Raw genomic sequence first — 16,604 nt, 5'->3', positions numbered from 1 at the left:
AGGTCCCTTTCCCCCCAACAAGCCCTGCGCATTTGCAAACGCACGCCGAAACGGTGCTGTTAAGCAGTACCCCCGTCGCAACTTGGCGGCTTTCGAGCTGTCATCCTCGGATCTAAAGCCTGCAATGGGTCGGCACCCGCCAGCTGAGACCCTGCCACAATCATTTCTACCACGGCCGCTTCGGCCAATGGAGAAATGTGATGGGTATCTCACAGTACGACCCTGCCGCTGCAGGGAGACCAGCTTGGAACGCCGGTAGGCAGGTCGGCGCCAAACGTGCTTTGAAGATCAGACAGATTTGGTCAATCCGCTTCTTTCTTGATCGGGAAGGTCGAATGCGAGATCGAGCCCTGTTCGACCTCGCGCTCGACAGCAAACTTCGAGGCTGTGACTTGGTGAAAATCAAGATCGGCACGCTTGTGGCGGGACCGACCATTCGATCTCGATCAATGGTAATCCAGCAGAAGACGGGAAGACCAGTTCAGTTCGAGATCACCGCCGATACGAGGGCCAGCCTGCTCGCCTGGCTCGAACGCCGAGGTGGCAGCGTCGATGATTTCGCATTCCCCAGCCGCGTTCATCCCAACGACCACCTCAGCACGCGACAGTATGCAAGACTCGTCGACGAGTGGGGGACAGCCATCGGTCTTACGCCAGAGGAATACGGCACCCATTCTCTGCGTCGAACGAAGGCGTCCCTTATCTACAAGGCCACGGGCAATCTGCGGGCTATTCAAATCCTGCTCGGGCACAGCAAGATCGAGAACACAGTTCGCTACCTCGGCGTAGACGTCGACGACGCCCTATCGCTTTCCGAGGCAACGGAAATATAGCTCTCAATGTCGTCACCGACGGTCACCTAAAGGCCGTCGGTGAAGCGCCCCATTCCGGCCGCGCGGATGGTGTGGGTATATTCTGAAAAGCGGACGCAACTGCTGGGCATCTATCCACCACATAATCGAGTTTCAAGATTTCGTCGGATGAGTGCGCTTCTGTGCGATGGGCGCCTGCACGCCCTTCCGGGAGGCTGTTTGGCCCATTGGTGTCGGTCGTCGCGCATCTGCGCTGACCGACACCGAGATCCACTATTTAGAACTGAAGGACGGAAACCCCGAGATCATACCTCATAGAGATATGGAGTGCCGTCCGGATCCTCGTTGAGGTGAACAGGAGAAACCTCCAGGCCCTGCCTGCGAAGGTCCCAGATATAGACGATCGACAATGTCCCCTCTTTGCCGTTCCAGACAGGTACGCCGTGGTAAGGCAGGACATCGGCAGGAAGAGGCAGCGGACGTACGCCAATACGGCCTGGACGGGGCGAAACAGTCAGAGCCACCGCCTCGGGTGCATAGCGCTCGAGCAACTGGATCCGGTCGCGGGCTTCGAGGAATGCGCGATAGCGCACTACGCCTTCGGCCGACCGCCCGTCGAGCTTCTGGCGCAAGGCGGCGCCGGCGGGATCGTTGAGATAAGCCAGGCGAATGGCCTCTGGGCTTTCGGCAGTCACGTCATTGAGATGGAAGGTCACAGGGTAGGCAGCGGTCAGCGCATCGACGGTCGTGGCATCTCCGCTGTCGCGACGGGCCTTGATATCCGCGGCAACTTCGTCCCAAAGCGCATGGAAGCCATTTACCTCGTCGGCGATCGTGCTGGTGTCGTGCAGCTTGACATAGCTATCGTATCCAAACCGCGCAGCCGTTTCCTCAAGAGCGACGAAATAGGCGTCGGCATCGGCGCGCGGCATGCCGTTCATTTCGTGGAAAGAGCCCTCGGCAAACACATGGATCATGGCGCCCGGCTCATAAGCCTCGGCAATGGCCGCGCCGATCTGGTGTAGCCGCGCCAGCATCGCCACCTCGCCGAAATCGGGCAGTTTGCGATTGGTCTTGAGCGGCACGGGCGCCTTGAAGGGAAAGCCCAGAATGGTGAAGCCGATCGGCTCGTTGCGATCGATGAAATAGGCAAACTGCTCCTTCCAGTGTGGGCCCAGCTGCAGGATCCAGTCCGGATCGCCGAAGCAGACCGCCGGATCTGCGAAGAACTGCAGCAGCCGCTCGGAAAGCGGCCCCGTTGCGGGAAGCTGGAGCTTGGGCGCAACGGCCTCGATCATGGGTGCGAAATAGTCCGCCTCGACAGTGCGGCCCGGCAGGAAGGTGCTGGTCTCCTTGGTTTCGCTCAGCGAAGCGAAGGGCTTGAAGGGAAAAACATAGGCGCTGGTCTTTTCAGACATCGGAAAGGCTCTCTTTATGTGGATTGATTGTAGGACCTAGACCAGGCCCCGGCAGGCCGCGGCCTCAAGCTGCGAAACCACGATGGCATCGGGCTGGCAGGCGGGTTCGGCATGTTCGTGCACATAGGCACGGGTCAGTTCGATGAAATGGGTGGCCGCCTGCGCGACCGACCCGCAAAGCACGAAGGTCCTGGGATTGAAGTGACGCGCCAGCATGACGAGGAGTCGGCCGAGATACTTCCCGATGATGGCGAATGTCTCTGCGGCGGCGGCGTCGTTGCCAACCAGGCCGCTGACGTCCACCGGCGTGCGCGTCTGGCCCGACAGCCGCTCGTAGATCAGGGCAACGCCCCGGCCCGAGAGCAGGTGATCCATAATCAGCCAGTCGCCCAATTCTTCCACGAAGAAGCGCTCCTGGCTGATGAGCCCTGCCCCACCGCGACAGCCGCGCATCACGCTGCCGTCGTGATAGGCAAAGCCCGATCCTGACCCCAGGTTGACGACGACCAGCGGCGCGGCACCATGGCCCTGTCCGAAGCGATATTCGCCCAGCGCCATGGCCTGCACATCGCTTTCGACCTGGTAGGACCGGTCGAAACGCCGCTGCAGCATGTCGCCCAGATCGACCTCGATACGGCCGCCGAGCAGCGAGCTTTGCGTCAGGCGCGCCTCGTGCACCGGCGCATTCCAGCTCAGCCCGATCTTGCTGTCCTCCGCCTCGACATAGCGCTCGAAGAGATCGAAGGCGGCGCCGAGGAATTCCGGTCGACCCGGTCCGAGGCTCGCCGTCGCCACCCGGTCACGGAAGACGAAACTGCCGTCCGGGCGCATGCGACAGATGTCGATCTTGGTGCCACCCAGATCGAATGCAATGGTCGTTCCAGCCATTTCAGCTCTCGATATAGGCGAAGGGCGCCGGATCGGTGTCGCCATCGAGACTTAGCGGCGTATAGCTCTTGCTGCTACGACGCAGGTCCCAGAGATAACTGATATCCATCCCCTGCCCGTCGCGGGCGATGACGGTGACACCATGATAGGGCAGGATCTGCGCAGGGGGCGGCAGGGAGCGTACGCCGAGCCGGCCGGGCCGCGGCGACACGGTCATGGCCAGAGCTTCCGGCGCCACGCGCTCGAGCAATTGCACCCGGTCGCGCGCCTCAAGAAAGGCACGATAGGTGACGACGCCACTTTCGGCCCGCCGCTGGATGCTGTTGATCAGCTCCTGCGCGGCCGGGTCGCGGCGATAGGCCCGGGCCAGATCGAGATCTGCGACGCCGGGATTGGCCAGGTTGTGAAAACGCACCGGAAGAGCATCCCGGATGGCGTCGAGCACTTTCTGGTCGCCGGCATCGCGGCGCCTTTCGATATCCTTGGCCGTCTCCGCCCAGACACCGGCGAAATCGGGATTGGCATCCACCACCGCGTTGAGGTCATGCAGCGCCACGTGCTGGTTGAGACCAAACCGCACCAGGAGGTTCTCGAGCGAGGCGAAATAGGCATCGGAGTCGGCGCGGCTGACGCCGTTGAAGGCACCGAACGGGCCTTCGGTGAAGACATGCGATTTTGCACCCGGCGCATAGACGCGGGCAATGGCGCAACCGATCTGGTTGAGCCGGGCCAGCGACACCACTTCGCCGAAGTCGGCCAGCTTCCGGTTGGTCTTGAGCGGCACCGGCATCTTGTAGGGAAAGCCCAGGATGGTCATCTCGAGCATCCGGCCCTGGGTTGTGAAGCGCGCGATACGCTCGATCCAGTGAGCCTGAAGATCGGTCACGAAGGTTCGTTCGCCGAAGCGCACCGCATCGTCGGCAAAGATCGAGAAGATGGTTTCCTCGATCGTTGCAGCCGGCGTGACGGCGATTTCTGGCGCGAAGCGTTCGAGCCAACCGGAATAGCCCTCGACAGGCAGTGTCTGCGGCTCGGAAAAGCGTGCGTTTTCCTCAGCAATATCGAGATGCAGGAAGGGACGGAAGGGATAGATATAGGGACTGGTCTTTTCGTTCATCTGCCTAGCCAGGTCGGAAGGGTGGTAACCAGCTGCGGGAAGATCACCAGCAGCGCGAGAATCGAGAAGAGCACCGCGTAGAAGGGCAGCATCTCCTTGAGGAATGTCTCGATCCGGCACCCCGTCATCGAGCACACCGTGAACATCACGATGCCGACGGGCGGCGTCAGGGTCGAAAATGTTAGCGTGACCACCACCAGCACACCCATATGAACTGGGTCGATACCGAAATGGGTGGCGATGCCGACCAGGATCGGAGCTCCGATGATCATGACCGCGGCGCCCTCGATGACCATGCCGAGCAGGGTCAGGCCGAGGCACACGATCATCAGGATCACCGTGGGGCTATCGCTCACCGTGCTGAGCCAGGTGATGATATTGAGCGGCACCTGTTCGATGGCGAAGATGTAGGAAAAAGCGCCCGATGCCCCGATGATGATCAGCACGGTAGCGCTGGTCTTGGCGGTGTCCTTGAGCACGTCCCAGAGGTCCGCCAGCGACATGGTGCGATAAATGAACATGCTCACCAGCAGGGTGTAGATCGCTGCCATCGCAGCCAGCTCAGTGATGGTGAAGAGCCCCGTGCGAATGCCGCCGACCAGGATGACCGGCATCATCAGCGCCCAGAAACAGTCGATGAAGGCACGGCCTTTTTCGGTCCAGGTGGTCTTGCGCTCCCGCATCGAACCATAGGCGCGCACCCGCGAGATAACAGCAACAAGCGCCATAAGCGATAGGGCGATGACCAACGCCGGCACCACACCGCCCAAAAACAGGGCTGCCACCGACACTTGGCCGAGCAGGCCATAGAGGATCAATGAGGTCGAGGGCGGCAGGATCGGTGCGATGACCGAGGAGGCCGCGGCAATGGCTGCGGAAAATCCGAGGGAATAGCCGCGCTTGCGCATCTGTGGCACGAGAATGCGTGAATCCACCGCGGCGTCGGCAACTGCCGAACCGGACATGCTGCCCATGACGAGACTATTGAGCACGCCCACCTGGGCAAGCCCACCCCGCCAATGCCCCACCAGCACATAGGCAAAGGACATGATCTTGTCGGCAATGCCGCCGCGCGCCATGACAGTGCCGGCCAGGATGAAGAACGGAATGGCGAGCAGCGGGAATGACCGCAGCGCGGTCTGCACCTGCTGCATCATCACCAGCGTCGAGAGCTCGGCATGACCCAGGAAATAGATGAGTGCGGCGCCCAGTACGGCGTAGATTACCGGCACGCCCAGGACCATCAGCAGCATCATGCCGATGAGATCGAAAATGAGGAACAGGCTCATGGTTCGCGCCTTCCGGTGAGAACGCCAATGCTCCGCCGCACATGGGCGAGCGCCATGAGACCAAAGCTGATGGGGAAGATCATGTAGAAATAGCCCAGCGGCATCTCGAGGCCCTCGGAGACGCGGGTCCAGCTGCGCATGGTGTATTGCCAGGAATAGACCGCCATGATCGCCGCGACGGCGAAGCAGAAGGCCTCGACGATGAGGCGCGCCGCTATGCGGGGCCCGCGTGCTGCGATGCGGTCGATGAAGTCGACCTGGAAATGCGAGCCCGTGCGCGAGGCCCCTGCCGCGCCCAGGAAGATCATCCAGACAAAGGCATAGGTGGCTATTTCCACCCCGTCCGGGATCGTGCTGCGGAAGAAATTCCGCAGCACGATGTCAGTGGAAATCATCGCTGTCACCAGCCCGATCAGCAGACCGGGCAAGGTGTCATCGATGATCGCCCAAAGGCGATCCAATACACGCAGCATGGCCGCCACTAGTCCTGCATTGCCGCGATGGCGCGATCGTAGAGACCGTCGGACCATTCGGGGAACATGTTGTAGAACTCGGCGGTCGCCTCGCGATATGCGTCCTGGTTAGCGTCGACGAAGGTCACCCCGGCCTCGCGCAATGCGGTCTCGCGATTTGCGGTGATGTCGTTCATGCTGAGCGAATATTCGGCACCCTTCTGCTGGAATTCGCTCACCAGCAGCTGCTGGCAGGATTCGGGCAGACCAAGGAACTGTCCCTCGTTCATGGCAAAGCCATAGAACAGCCGGAAGTGCTCGGTATTGGTCACCGTGGTGGCCACTTCCATCAGGTTGGCATCGGCCATGCCATCCAAGCCGCCTTCGACGGCCTCGACCACACCCTGCTGCAGGGCAAGGTAGAGTTCGGAGAACGGCAGGGCGATGGGCAGCGAACCGAGCAGCTCGAAGGTTCGCATGTAGGCCGGTGCCTCCGGCGAGCGCAGCTTCACGCCGACCAGGTCGCTCGGCTCTGGATAGCCGCGCTGGCCAAGGAAGACGCGCGGCGAGTCGAACCAGTTGATGGCGAGCAGCCGCAGGTCCGATTTCTCGGCCAGCGTTTCGGACAGCTCGTTCATCAGCTCGGAGCCGGCGAGCTTTTCTGCCGCTTCCAGCGAAGGCGTCAGAAAGGGACCATTGAAGATCGAAAAGTCGGGGACGCCCGCCGTCGCGAGATTGCCAGTCTGGGTGTAGAAAATGATGTTTTCGCCCAGCGAGGCCTGTTCGAGCGCCTGGACGGGACCGCCCAACTGTCCCGACGGGAAGAGTTCGAGTCGCAGCTTGCCACCGGTAGCATCCGTCACTGAGGCGACGATTTCCTCAAGCCGCGGATGGATCGGGCTGGTCGGCGAATTCTGGTGCGAAATGCGGAAATAGGCTTCGCTGCCCAGGTCGGTGCCGCAGGTATTGTCCTGCGCAAGGACGGCAGCCGGCATGGCGACACAAAGCGCCACCGCAGCCGCGGAAATAAGGGTCTTATTGGTCATATCTTCCTCTCTTGAACGGCGGGAGCGGTTCCCAGCGACACCCACCATGACCCTAACGCTAGCCGAGCGCGTGGGCGCTGGATTGAATGTTTGTGAACGGGACGTGACAGTGGGTCACGCAGCTTGACACCCCGGCACTCCGGGTGTTTCCAATGCGCACGACCTCCGGCCGCTAGGCTGTTTTGAATTTTTGCGAGTGAGTTTTTGCCTCATGCGGCATGGTGTGCGGCACTGGCGGATCGGCGACTGGATTGATGCCTTCGAACTGGTTTCGGGGCCCGAAGCGGGCTTCCTGCACTGCCACGCCACCTTCAACATCGGCGCCATGATCGACGGCCACGCCCATGTTTCGGTTGACGGCACCTCCTACGACCAGTTGCCGGGCTCGGTCGTCATGCTCAATGCCTATCAGCCGCATGCCAGTGGCTGGTCCGCCCCGTCCAACACCTATTTCGTGCTCCATGTCGGACACCGCTTCTGGGATGAAGGTGTCGCCGCCGAGGGACCGGCCTGGGGCTTCGCTATCCCCGTCAATCAGGATCAACTGGTCTTTCACTATCTCCTGGGACTGCGCGCCCAGTTACACGCCGATGCCGATTCCATCTCCGCTGGCGATATAAGGTCGCTGATCGACCTCTGCAGGTTGCGGGGCCATGTCGTTGCGAGACCGATTGACACGACCGACGCCGATGAAGCCACGATCAACGATCTGCTCCGACTCAGCGAGGCCGAGGACGCCGACATGGGCAGCGCCACCGTTTCGGCGCTTGCGGAGGAGGCGGGATTGACGCGCTTTCAGTTCGCCCGCCTGTGCCAGCGAACCTCCGGCATGCAGCCCCGACGCCTGCGCATCCAGCTGATGGTAGCCCGGGCCCAGCGTGGCATCCGCGACGGCCTCGATCTGGCCTCTGCCTCGGCCATGGCCGGCTTCAGCGACCAGAGCCACATGAGCCGCGAGTTCCGCCGGACTATCGGCATGACACCTAAGGACTACCAGCGCCTGAGCCGGTAGGACACCGCCAATGAGACTCGGCCAGTGTCATCTGCAACGCGCCCCATTTCGGCCGTTCAGCCTACTGTAACGAATTCCCCAAAGCGGCACGTCTGCTCTGAAAATCTAACGCTGGGAGCGGGTCGACTGCCACCGGAACCGCGTCGTTGATTATTGCGCGAGACGTTGTGCCCGGACGACGGCAACAAAGGGCTGGATCAGATTTTCCATCATGGATGCTGCAGCTCCCGCAAACTTGAGGCCGCATGCGAGGATTCCGGACTTGGAGCGGGAGTAGCCATCCTCGCACGCGCTTAGAAAAACTAATCTGCCGCCTGCACAGCCTCGAGGAAAATCGCCCCGAACCGATCGGCATCGAGTTCAAGCGCAACCTCGACCTTGCCCGATCCAATCCCGGGCTCGACGCAATGCTTGAACGCCAGCATCTGCCCATAAGAGCGACCAAAATTCATGTCGACCGCAGCGGTGATTTTCGCACTGCGTTTGATCAGGCTGGGCCTAGCCGTTGCTTTTTTCACAGGCAAACAGAACGAAAGTGCTCGGTTTAGCTACCGGATCGCTAAGCAGGCCTCCAAGAACGCGGCAGTTTTGGACATTTTCATTCAAAGGGCCCTGAAGCCGCTTGATAGATGGACCGGCACACTACCGGCCCATCTTCAAATTCCACAGCTCGGGTTAGGGCAAGAGCACCGCGTCAATAACGTGAATGACGCCGTTGTCCGCAGCCACGTCCGCTGTCACGACCTTCGCGGAATTCGAGGCAGACACGGATACACCGGTTGCGTCCTTGGCTACTGTCAGCTTCGCATTTGGGTTGAGTGTATCCACTTGAGTGGACCCTTCAGTAATATCACCGGCCATGACTTTTGCTCCCAGCACATGGAGCTGAAGAATTGCGGCAAGCTTGTCCTTGTTCTCTGGCCTCAAAAGATCTTCGACAGTCCCAGCCGGCAGGGCCGCGAAAGCATCGTCCGTAGGCGCGAACACAGTGATGTTGTCCGTGGTGGCCAACGCTTCAGCCAAGCCGGCTGCTTCGGCTGCCGCAAGCAGCGTTCCGAAAGTGCCTGCTGTCTGGGCAGTTTCAACGACATTTGCAGCGTAGGCGCCCGTAACCGAAATCGGGGCGAATGCCAGCATGCTTGCCACGGCGAGAGACTTAACGAACTTCATGTTGGTACTCCTCAGTGTGCCGACTGCTTGTCGGATGCTGGAATTACGCGAAGCTCCAAGGGCCGGATTTCGTGTCCTGATAAACAATTCTTGAGAAATCCAGAGCGCCGTCGCGGTCGTAGCGAGACTTCGTCGTGGGTTCGCAGACACAACCACAGCCATCGCCAGCTACGATTTCGGGAGTCGCAGACCGGTCCGCGATGATGTCCTACCCGCAACTGCGGGTGCAATTCCTGTCTGCCAAGAGCGAGATTACAAGGGGGCCTTTTTTCGCGGGGACCGCGAAACCTAAATGCCTAACGCGTTAGGTGTCTACAGCAGCTCGATTGGAAAATTTTTGTTGAAGCCTCCCACCTGGCACCAAATGTACTACACGACGTGCCTTGATAGGGTACATTTCACCTGTATGTGGGTTGCGACCCGGCCGCTCGGCACGAGACCTGAACCCGAAAGTGGCGAACCCGGAGAGTTTCACTGTCTCCCCTCGCCCCAGCGCCGCACCGATCAACGCAAGCATTCTACGGCTGACCAGGTCCACGTCGGATCGCCAGATGCCAGTCTCCTCGGCTACTCTCGAAGCGATAATAGACCGCGTCAAAGTCGTCACGGGTATGTCCTTGGATACATGTTGCGACGAATGGACGATATCAACCTGAAGCTGACAGAACGCTGACACCTAGAGACCGCCTGACTTGCCGATATCGGACGTCCCACGGTTGCTTCTTCGCACACTCATTCCAAGAGCATTGTGCGGTAGGTGCCCTCAACAATAAGGAGCGCGGCGGTCGCGACCAGGACAGGATCACGCTACAGGCCTGCAGCCCCCAAATTTCGGAAGTTTGGGAGGGCCATGTGAAAAGGTGTTTGATTCATCCAAAGGTGAGGTCCGTGGCAAGTCGCGCCCAGCAACTTTATCCTGATCCGTCCGATTCCAAGGGCGTAGTTACTCGCCGTACTGGTCATTGTCATCTTGGCAATTTTGATCGGCTGGGCGGCCTACTATGCGTTCTTCGTGGTCGCCGAAGCCGTTCCTTCGTGGCCAGTGTGATGAAAGTGTTGGCTCACCTCAAGTGAGAGGATCTAGCGATTGACTATCAGGGCGCCGCTGCCGTCGGCGCGCGATCGACCGAAGCCAGCATTTGGCGCTCCGCATCGCGAAACGTCGGGCTTGGCTGAACGGGTTCCGGCTCCTTGTATTCGCCAGCCTCGCGACGGCGAAACAGCTCAGCAGAAAGCTGCTCGCTCATATTCTTGAGCGCAGGAACGCCGGCCGCAATTTCCGCGCGATACACCTCATGCAGGTGCCAATTCACCTTCTGAAGAAATTTGGCGTCCTCGGCAAAGGCTGTTCGGCATCGGCATGACCAAGGCCCTGGCGAAGATCATGGCGACTTCCATGTCCACGTCGCGCGGAATGTCCGTCTGCACGCACCTCCGCCAAGCCTCAGTCGCCTTGTCCGCTGCGCCTTGCTTGCTGTCCCAGTAGCCATGCTCGACGAACCAGCCTTCCCAATTGACCCGCCATAGCCAATTCTCGAACCGCTTGTGGGGCATGCTGTCGGTGTTCCAGCCGGAGTTGTAGAGTCGGATTTCTGCATACCGCTCCTCACGGTCAGTGGCCGTTGGATAGGCAGCATACCGGTCCTTTTCCTTCCTCCATTTCAGCCGAGCCGGCACGTCCATCATTGACTCTTGGTCTTTTTTTTGTTCTCATTATGTTCTGGTTCTTGAGAGGTCACAGAGTCAATAGGAGAACAGAATGGCCGAGGATTTTGACACCACTCTTTATGATGATCATCGGGGCACTCTGGCGCATCCGGTGCAAGCCTACCGGCTGACCGTAACTAGTGTCCGTCCGCTGCGTGCAGTGCTGACAATGGTCACGAAGGACGGGTTGCGCTGCGACACCTCACTCACACAAGAAGACGCCGCACAGATTTCTGAAACACTGGCGAGTTTTGCCGAGGTGAAGCGCGACGATCCGCGTATCCAGGCGGCGTTAAAGCAGCAAGAGATGGAGGCCGTGGTCTCTTATGGGCCTCATTGAGGACAATGCTGAGGCCGAAATCGAGGCGCTGAATATCCGGCTCAACCGAGGCAGGCCCGTAGACTGGAAGCCACCCGAGCCGGAGCCCAGGCGCATCCCTAGCGCCAACTATTTGTTGCTCGTGGACGAACTGCTGCCCTTCGCGCTCGTGGTGGTCATCCCGTCCGCAAGGCACTCCGCGTGGCCAACCGTTGGGCACACAGGTACGGCCACGAAGATGTCTTCATCGACATCGAGAGCAGCCAGCTTTGGGATCCGAAGTGGGGCGCTCTCGGCATGCCAACCGAGGATGACTACCCCTTGTCGACCTCGATCGCCGGAGCTTGTCGCTGCCTTTCAGGTGGCGCACCGTGGCGCGCAGGCCAGGACTGATCCATGTGGCTTTGTTCCGGCCGGTGCCGAGGATCGGGGCCTTCGCCACACCCCTGCCCTCCACATAGCGCCAGAAGACCTGCCGGAGCGATGCCGGGAGGGAAATGAAGGCCGCGCCGCGGTAGCCAGCCTCGTCGGCCAAGAGAGCGCATACGGAATGCCGTCGCTGCCCTTATCGACGCCGGTCACGTCGAAGGTATCAGTGTGCCAGCACTTGGTCTTTAGCCAGGACTGGGTTGGCCCTGACGTGTAGGTGCTGCCCTTCCGTTTCGAGACAATACCCTCAAGGCCCATCTGATCGGCCAGCTTGAAGAAGTCCGCGCCTTCGCCATCGTACTCATTCGAGATGAGGATGTGTTTGGTGCTGCTTCCTTCCAAGATCCAGCGGAGATGAGCGCGGCGCTCTTCGAGCGGCTTCCTCCGAAGGGTCGACGCCGTTGAGGTGCAGCAGATCGAAGGCGATGAAAACGAGCTTCCACGGCTCTTTGATCATGGCCGATTGCAGATAGCCGAAGTCGGTAACCCCGTCCTCATTCTGGACGCACACTTCGCCATCGATCAGCGCCGACGCACAGTCTATGCCGGCAGCAGCTCCCACAATTCCGAGATACCTATTGGTCCAGTCGTGGCCATTGCGGGTGAAAGCCTTTACCTGCCCGCCGCCGATCGCCAGTTGCGTTCGATAGCCGTCGTATTTGATCTCGTGCAGCCAACGGTTGCCAGCCGGCGGATCGTCCACCAGCGTTGGCTGCATGGCCGGGATGAACGTGGGGATGATTAGGGTAGATTCAGAGTCCTTGCGGGATTTCCGCTTCGTGCTGGGTGACGGCGTCAGCGCCGCAATGGCGTGCTCTGGTTCATGGCGGACTCAATGATGCGCCGGCGAATCGGTTCCGTCCATCGCGCCTTGCGACGCGCGACCTTCTTTCATTGCTGCGATGAGGCGCTGATAGGCGACGATCAGCTTGCCGATCTGTTTGGCATGCTCTGGCGCCTTCGGGCCCAGCTGCACGAGAAACTTAGCCTCTTTTGCTAAGATGCTGATGGCCTCTTCTCTTTGCGTCGAAACCAGCGACATCCAACGCCAACCGCGAAGCAGCATCACCGATTTCTGCAGCCTGCAATCAATGGGACTAGATGTTTCCATGCAGGCGAGGCTAGCAAGGCAGGGCGTCGAACTCGTTCATGCGAAGCGTACAAGTTTACTAATCGCGATCACTTTCCGCCGCAGTTGATGCGTCGCGCGAAAAGCTAGCTCCGTTAAGATTGGCAAACCTTTGCTAGTCAAGCCTATCCCAAATGCCCTCGGCGGCGATAGCGAAGCCGACCACGGCAGCCACCAGGCAATGACTAACGCCATGGCGACGAGCCAAAAAAATGTCGGGTGCCAATCTCGCTGCTGTGGTTCTTTGGACATTAGTTCGCTCAGATCCTCATCGTCGATACGTCGAGAATTTGCCTCGGATTTGTTTGGTACACCGAGCACCGTAAGAATCTCTGATGCAATCGGTATTGGGGGGCACTTCCTCCAGCCGCGATCGCCGTATGTTAGCCTCCGACTGGGAAGCATTTCACCGCACCTTGCGTTGACATGTCATAGTTAGTAGCGCGGTTGGCCGCCGTCACCCATGATGTCCACACGGCCTGCGCAAGGTCGCTGCACACGTTCAACCTGAACATCGGCTGTTCTTGTTCGGAGAAACGCTCCCAACCTGGAGGCGTTTGCGCCAACAAAGGACCCTGCTTATGCAGCTTTCACACATCAATAACGTCCTGCACGTCGAGGACGAAGTTTTGATCGCGCTAGATGTCGAAACCACCTTACTAGAAGCTGGAGTGAAGCGCGTGATTCACGTCGCAACACGTTCGGATGCGTTCATGGCGATCGAATCCAGCCGGCCCGATGCCGTGATCCTAGACATTGAGGTGCTAGACGGCAGCACCGCTGGAATTGCCGAGCTTTTAAAAGCGAGGTCAATTCCATTCATTGTCTATAGCGGCTCGGCGAGCGAGGGCAGCGAGCGATCCTATTTAGTTGCCGTATCTCTGGATAAGCCCGCTGCAGGTGCAGATCTCGTTGGTGCATTGATGTCCGTCGTAACCGGAAGTCTTCGGTCCTAACTATTTCCCGGCGCTATTGATCCACTGCCAGAAGCCTGAGCCGAGAATAATCAGCGCCACGCCGATAATCGCGGTGAGCACGGCAGTGCCGACCTTCTTTGTCGACCCATCCCATGTCAGCCGAAGCTTGCGCAGGAAACGGAAATCTTCTCGCGCCTCGTCCTGGTTCTCGGCATCATCGAGACGAAGACCCGCGCCGGCGAACACTTCCCGCATCACCGCCCTGAGCTGAGCGATCTGCTCCGGGGTGAAGGTTTTGCCAGCATCGACGATGGCGGTGAGCACGCGGGACTGCTGGGCGCGGTCGCGCTCGAGCAGCTCTACGCGCTTGCCGAGTTTCATGCGCTTACGGCCCAGCGTGTCGTCTTCAGGCGATGCCGTCATTGTTCAGTCCTTATGCGCGACGGCAGGCGTCGAGTTTCTGATAGTGCCGGTCGAGATCATCGACCCAAGCGTCTACAGCGCTATCGCCAGAGGCGACCGAAGGCGGCGGAGGCAACACAGGGCAGCTACCGACCACGCGACCTGTCGCGCAGCCGGTCGTAAGCCCCGCCAGGATCAACAGGCCCAGCGTCGATCCGATCGTATTCAGCTTGGAGCGCATCGCGCTTCTCCTTCTGCTCTGCTTCTATGATTGCTTCGCCTTCAGCGCGGCCCTTGCCGTAGCTCAGGGCGGCGAGAAAGGCCGCCGCCGCAGCCAAGGCGCCCTGCCAACCGAAGAAGCGCCAGATGGCCACTACAGCGGTCACTGCCAATGAAATGATCCAGTCGATAATGCTGCCACCGGATCAGGATCGAGGGCATCATCGAGCTTGGCCTTCTGCCGGTTGGCATACCAGCGATAGGCGAAGCCACTGATGGTCAGCACGGTGCCGAGGATGATGAGCCCGACCACAACCTTCTCAATCCAGCCGCCGGCCGAGGAATACGGCGTGAGCTGCTCCTGAGCCTGGTTGATGACGCCGCCGATGCCGCCAGCGCCGATGCCGCCGCCAGTCGCCGCGTCGGCCACACCCTTGCCGGGGGCTTTGCGGGCGTCCTCGATCGTGCCCTTCTCATTGCCGCCGACGAAGGTGGGCTCCGGACCGACCGAGCCAGTTGCCCACGCCTGCCGTGTCGCCTTGACCTGAGCGATGCGGCGCGACCAGCCGCGGCCAAAGGTCGGCCAGGTCTTGAGCGCCTTGAGGAAGCCTTCGCGGCGATCGATTATGCGACCGATCAGGGCATCCATATCGTTGACGGCGGCGACGGCCTGGAGCGTCAAGGCGCCAATGACACCATCAACGGTGCCGGCATAGAGCGAGCCCAGGGCACGCTGCAGCTACCTGATCGCCTGCTTCGGCCCCGAGTTCACGGCGCCATCGAAAACGACGTAGCCGACACCCTCAGGCAGCACGTCTCCGTGCACCACTTCCCAATACTGGAACCGGTAGATTGCGGCGACTTCGGCGTCGTCGATCAGGTAGACGTCGCGCGCCGGCAGGTTCGATTTCGCGCGCCAGGCATTATAGACGCGCTGGGTGATGCCCTGGTTGGTGCGGCCGCCCGGATCCTTGGGATGATTGACCCTGCCACCCTCGTGAATGAGGATGTGCGGAAGCGCGCGGTCAAAGCCGCGTCCATTGGCCATATCGGCCTCCTGAGTTGCAAAGTGAAAGAGTGGAAGTGGCGCGAGCTGCTAAGGCTCGCCCTCCAAATTGGAGGAATCGCCCTTGGGTAAGTTTCGCGTCATCGATTTGCGCTCAGGCGTTATCGAGCCTGAGCACATCGTTGATGCCCGTTCGCCTGAAGAGGCCGCGATGTTGGCATTGGGTGAAAAAGGAATTCGTGGCGGTCAAAACAAAACCCGCCTGTTCTGCCGCGTCTATTGGGTTCAGGACGGTCAGACGAGCATGGTCCGGCTCTATCGACCGCTGTGGGAAGAGGTGGAAGCTGCACCGCCGCCTCGGTGATTGACTGCGCCTCCGGTAACTTGTGAAGACAGCGTACGGAACATCGGCCTGAACGCATCGTTTGCGCTTAGGAGGTGCGGTCATGCCAATGTATTTTTTCGATGTGGTAGAGGTGGATGGCACTGTCTTACGCGACATTGTCGTCGTCGAACTTGATGGCCCGCAGCAGGCTTTAGATGCCGCGTCCAAGACGGTGATGAGCGTTCTGCTAGAGGAGGCGCCGCGGCACCCGGAGTTCATGGTGCAGGTCGTTGTCCGGGACGAAGCCGGCAGCGAGATTGGCCGGCGAGACGCCGCGCTGATCCAATCCGACAAGTTGGACTGAAGACCGCAAAGAGCGGCGGCCGATTAATCTATTTAAATGATGCCGAGCGGGGCTCTTGATATCTTCTGGGCCTCTAACCGCTCAGGGCCTTCGACATCTATGGACAGACGAAGCTCTGACACTCGCCCCGGCAAAGTCCGGGGCGCTTTTTCGCCAGGCGGCCCGACCAGTTCACGGCACCTTTAGACGAAGCAATATTCCGTCAAGAGCAGGTAGCGATGGACATTCAATCCCAAGTTCTAACCGTTGAGGTAGAGTTCGAGGGACAGACCTACACCGCGTCATATTTTCTGGAACAGGACATCATTCAGGCAAGTATCGAAGGTCGGCTTTACACGGCAGTGAAAGGCGCTGGCCCCGCTGAGGACACGGTTCAGGCACTTCTGCTCGAATGGCTTCTACAAAACACTCCTAGATACAAGCCAGGACGCCCCACGGAACTATCACCCTAGTTGGCCGTTGGACAGGCCCCACGACCTGACCCCGATCGTGTGGTGTTGCTGGCCCCGGCTGCGCGAACAGTCGGGGCCAATTTTCTATCGCGGCACGGAACCGCATTCCCACTGTCGTTCAACTGGCCGAC

At 60.0% G+C, this 16,604-nt stretch carries 24 protein-coding genes; 6 read left to right on the top strand and 18 right to left on the bottom strand.

The window, feature by feature from the left end; translation table 11 throughout:
* Nucleotides 1-200 precede the first annotated feature (200 nt).
* On the top strand, nt 201-833 hold the full coding sequence (locus ACSQ2A_RS21680) for a tyrosine-type recombinase/integrase (protein WP_436073926.1): 633 nt from the start codon (nt 201-203) through the stop codon (nt 831-833).
* 284 nt (nt 834-1,117) lie between these two features.
* On the opposite strand, the gene ACSQ2A_RS21675 is transcribed toward ACSQ2A_RS21680, so the two are convergent.
* The 6 genes from ACSQ2A_RS21675 to dctP are packed head-to-tail and all read right to left on the bottom strand — an operon-like array spanning nt 1,118 to nt 7,022.
* Nucleotides 1,118-2,230, bottom strand: a complete 1,113-nt coding sequence (locus ACSQ2A_RS21675) for an L-tyrosine/L-tryptophan isonitrile synthase family protein (protein ID WP_436073925.1) — start codon at nt 2,228-2,230, stop codon at nt 1,118-1,120.
* 36 nt (nt 2,231-2,266) lie between these two features.
* Nucleotides 2,267-3,118, bottom strand: coding sequence for an ROK family protein (locus tag ACSQ2A_RS21670; protein WP_436073924.1), 852 nt, complete (start codon nt 3,116-3,118; stop codon nt 2,267-2,269).
* Nucleotide 3,119: 1 nt separating this feature from the next.
* The gene (locus ACSQ2A_RS21665) at nt 3,120-4,235 is read right to left on the bottom strand and encodes an L-tyrosine/L-tryptophan isonitrile synthase family protein (RefSeq protein WP_436073923.1); all 1,116 of its coding nucleotides are present in this window, start codon (nt 4,233-4,235) and stop codon (nt 3,120-3,122) included.
* Nucleotides 4,232-5,524: a TRAP transporter large permease gene (locus ACSQ2A_RS21660; RefSeq protein WP_436073922.1), complete on the bottom strand. Its 1,293-nt coding sequence runs from the start codon at nt 5,522-5,524 to the stop codon at nt 4,232-4,234. The genes ACSQ2A_RS21665 and ACSQ2A_RS21660 overlap by 4 nt, the downstream gene beginning before the upstream one ends.
* Complete coding sequence (locus ACSQ2A_RS21655; protein WP_436073921.1) at nt 5,521-5,997, bottom strand: TRAP transporter small permease; 477 nt, start codon at nt 5,995-5,997, stop codon at nt 5,521-5,523. The genes ACSQ2A_RS21660 and ACSQ2A_RS21655 overlap by 4 nt, the downstream gene beginning before the upstream one ends.
* A gap of 8 nt (nt 5,998-6,005) precedes the next feature.
* Nucleotides 6,006-7,022: a TRAP transporter substrate-binding protein DctP gene (dctP, locus tag ACSQ2A_RS21650; RefSeq protein ID WP_436073920.1), complete on the bottom strand. Its 1,017-nt coding sequence runs from the start codon at nt 7,020-7,022 to the stop codon at nt 6,006-6,008.
* A 196-nt stretch (nt 7,023-7,218) separates the two neighbouring features.
* Here dctP and ACSQ2A_RS21645 point away from each other — a divergent pair, with 196 nt between their 5' ends.
* The gene (locus ACSQ2A_RS21645) at nt 7,219-8,034 is read left to right on the top strand and encodes a helix-turn-helix domain-containing protein (protein ID WP_436073919.1); all 816 of its coding nucleotides are present in this window, start codon (nt 7,219-7,221) and stop codon (nt 8,032-8,034) included.
* 302 nt (nt 8,035-8,336) lie between these two features.
* Here the strand turns inward: ACSQ2A_RS21645 and ACSQ2A_RS21640 are convergent, their stop codons facing one another.
* The 5 genes from ACSQ2A_RS21640 to ACSQ2A_RS21620 all read right to left on the bottom strand — a co-directional run bounded on the left by ACSQ2A_RS21640 (nt 8,337) and on the right by ACSQ2A_RS21620 (nt 10,887).
* Nucleotides 8,337-8,486 (bottom strand): hypothetical protein, encoded by a 150-nt coding sequence (locus ACSQ2A_RS21640; protein WP_436073918.1) that lies wholly within the window; start codon nt 8,484-8,486, stop codon nt 8,337-8,339.
* A 223-nt stretch (nt 8,487-8,709) separates the two neighbouring features.
* Nucleotides 8,710-9,204, bottom strand: coding sequence for a fasciclin domain-containing protein (locus ACSQ2A_RS21635; protein ID WP_436073917.1), 495 nt, complete (start codon nt 9,202-9,204; stop codon nt 8,710-8,712).
* Between the two features lie 304 nt (nt 9,205-9,508).
* On the bottom strand, nt 9,509-9,811 hold the full coding sequence (locus tag ACSQ2A_RS21630) for an HU family DNA-binding protein (RefSeq protein ID WP_436073916.1): 303 nt from the start codon (nt 9,809-9,811) through the stop codon (nt 9,509-9,511).
* A 487-nt stretch (nt 9,812-10,298) separates the two neighbouring features.
* Nucleotides 10,299-10,496, bottom strand: coding sequence for a hypothetical protein (locus ACSQ2A_RS21625; protein ID WP_436073915.1), 198 nt, complete (start codon nt 10,494-10,496; stop codon nt 10,299-10,301).
* Nucleotide 10,497: 1 nt separating this feature from the next.
* Nucleotides 10,498-10,887: a hypothetical protein gene (locus tag ACSQ2A_RS21620; RefSeq protein ID WP_436073914.1), complete on the bottom strand. Its 390-nt coding sequence runs from the start codon at nt 10,885-10,887 to the stop codon at nt 10,498-10,500.
* A 76-nt stretch (nt 10,888-10,963) separates the two neighbouring features.
* Between ACSQ2A_RS21620 and ACSQ2A_RS21615 the strand changes: the two genes are divergently transcribed.
* Nucleotides 10,964-11,251 carry a hypothetical protein gene (locus ACSQ2A_RS21615; protein ID WP_436073913.1) on the top strand — a complete coding sequence of 96 codons (288 nt, stop codon included), beginning with the start codon at nt 10,964-10,966 and terminating at the stop codon, nt 11,249-11,251.
* A gap of 336 nt (nt 11,252-11,587) precedes the next feature.
* Here the strand turns inward: ACSQ2A_RS21615 and ACSQ2A_RS21610 are convergent, their stop codons facing one another.
* The 3 genes from ACSQ2A_RS21610 to ACSQ2A_RS21600 form a co-directional block, all read right to left on the bottom strand.
* On the bottom strand, nt 11,588-12,001 hold the full coding sequence (locus ACSQ2A_RS21610) for a hypothetical protein (RefSeq protein WP_436073912.1): 414 nt from the start codon (nt 11,999-12,001) through the stop codon (nt 11,588-11,590).
* Entirely contained in the window at nt 11,961-12,377 is a 417-nt protein-coding gene (locus ACSQ2A_RS21605) for an ATP-dependent DNA ligase (RefSeq protein WP_436073911.1), read from the bottom strand. Before ACSQ2A_RS21605 ends, ACSQ2A_RS21610 begins: the two co-directional genes overlap by 41 nt.
* Before the next feature lie 114 nt (nt 12,378-12,491).
* Nucleotides 12,492-12,728 (bottom strand): hypothetical protein, encoded by a 237-nt coding sequence (locus ACSQ2A_RS21600; RefSeq protein WP_436073910.1) that lies wholly within the window; start codon nt 12,726-12,728, stop codon nt 12,492-12,494.
* Nucleotides 12,729-13,369: 641 nt separating this feature from the next.
* Between ACSQ2A_RS21600 and ACSQ2A_RS21595 the strand changes: the two genes are divergently transcribed.
* Complete coding sequence (locus ACSQ2A_RS21595; protein ID WP_436073909.1) at nt 13,370-13,744, top strand: hypothetical protein; 375 nt, start codon at nt 13,370-13,372, stop codon at nt 13,742-13,744.
* On the opposite strand, the gene ACSQ2A_RS21590 is transcribed toward ACSQ2A_RS21595, so the two are convergent.
* The 4 genes from ACSQ2A_RS21590 to ACSQ2A_RS21575 form a co-directional block, all read right to left on the bottom strand.
* Nucleotides 13,745-14,128, bottom strand: coding sequence for a hypothetical protein (locus tag ACSQ2A_RS21590; protein WP_436073908.1), 384 nt, complete (start codon nt 14,126-14,128; stop codon nt 13,745-13,747).
* 125 nt (nt 14,129-14,253) lie between these two features.
* Nucleotides 14,254-14,499 carry a hypothetical protein gene (locus ACSQ2A_RS21585; RefSeq protein WP_436073907.1) on the bottom strand — a complete coding sequence of 82 codons (246 nt, stop codon included), beginning with the start codon at nt 14,497-14,499 and terminating at the stop codon, nt 14,254-14,256.
* The gene (locus ACSQ2A_RS21580; protein ID WP_436074032.1) at nt 14,490-15,053 is read right to left on the bottom strand and encodes a hypothetical protein; all 564 of its coding nucleotides are present in this window, start codon (nt 15,051-15,053) and stop codon (nt 14,490-14,492) included. Before ACSQ2A_RS21580 ends, ACSQ2A_RS21585 begins: the two co-directional genes overlap by 10 nt.
* A gap of 12 nt (nt 15,054-15,065) precedes the next feature.
* Entirely contained in the window at nt 15,066-15,374 is a 309-nt protein-coding gene (locus ACSQ2A_RS21575; protein ID WP_436073906.1) for a glycoside hydrolase family 108 protein, read from the bottom strand.
* An 82-nt stretch (nt 15,375-15,456) separates the two neighbouring features.
* On the opposite strand from ACSQ2A_RS21575, the gene ACSQ2A_RS21570 reads away from it, so the two are divergent.
* Together ACSQ2A_RS21570 and ACSQ2A_RS21565 are read left to right on the top strand one after the other, a co-directional pair.
* Nucleotides 15,457-15,696 carry a hypothetical protein gene (locus ACSQ2A_RS21570; protein ID WP_436073905.1) on the top strand — a complete coding sequence of 80 codons (240 nt, stop codon included), beginning with the start codon at nt 15,457-15,459 and terminating at the stop codon, nt 15,694-15,696.
* 82 nt (nt 15,697-15,778) lie between these two features.
* Complete coding sequence (locus tag ACSQ2A_RS21565; protein ID WP_436073904.1) at nt 15,779-16,021, top strand: DUF6894 family protein; 243 nt, start codon at nt 15,779-15,781, stop codon at nt 16,019-16,021.
* The last annotated feature ends 583 nt before the right edge of the window (nt 16,022-16,604 follow it).

The organism is Devosia sp. LjRoot3 (genome assembly GCF_964252865.1).
Lineage (GTDB): Bacteria > Pseudomonadota > Alphaproteobacteria > Rhizobiales > Devosiaceae > Devosia.
This window is presented reverse-complemented; position numbering and strand designations above follow the sequence as displayed.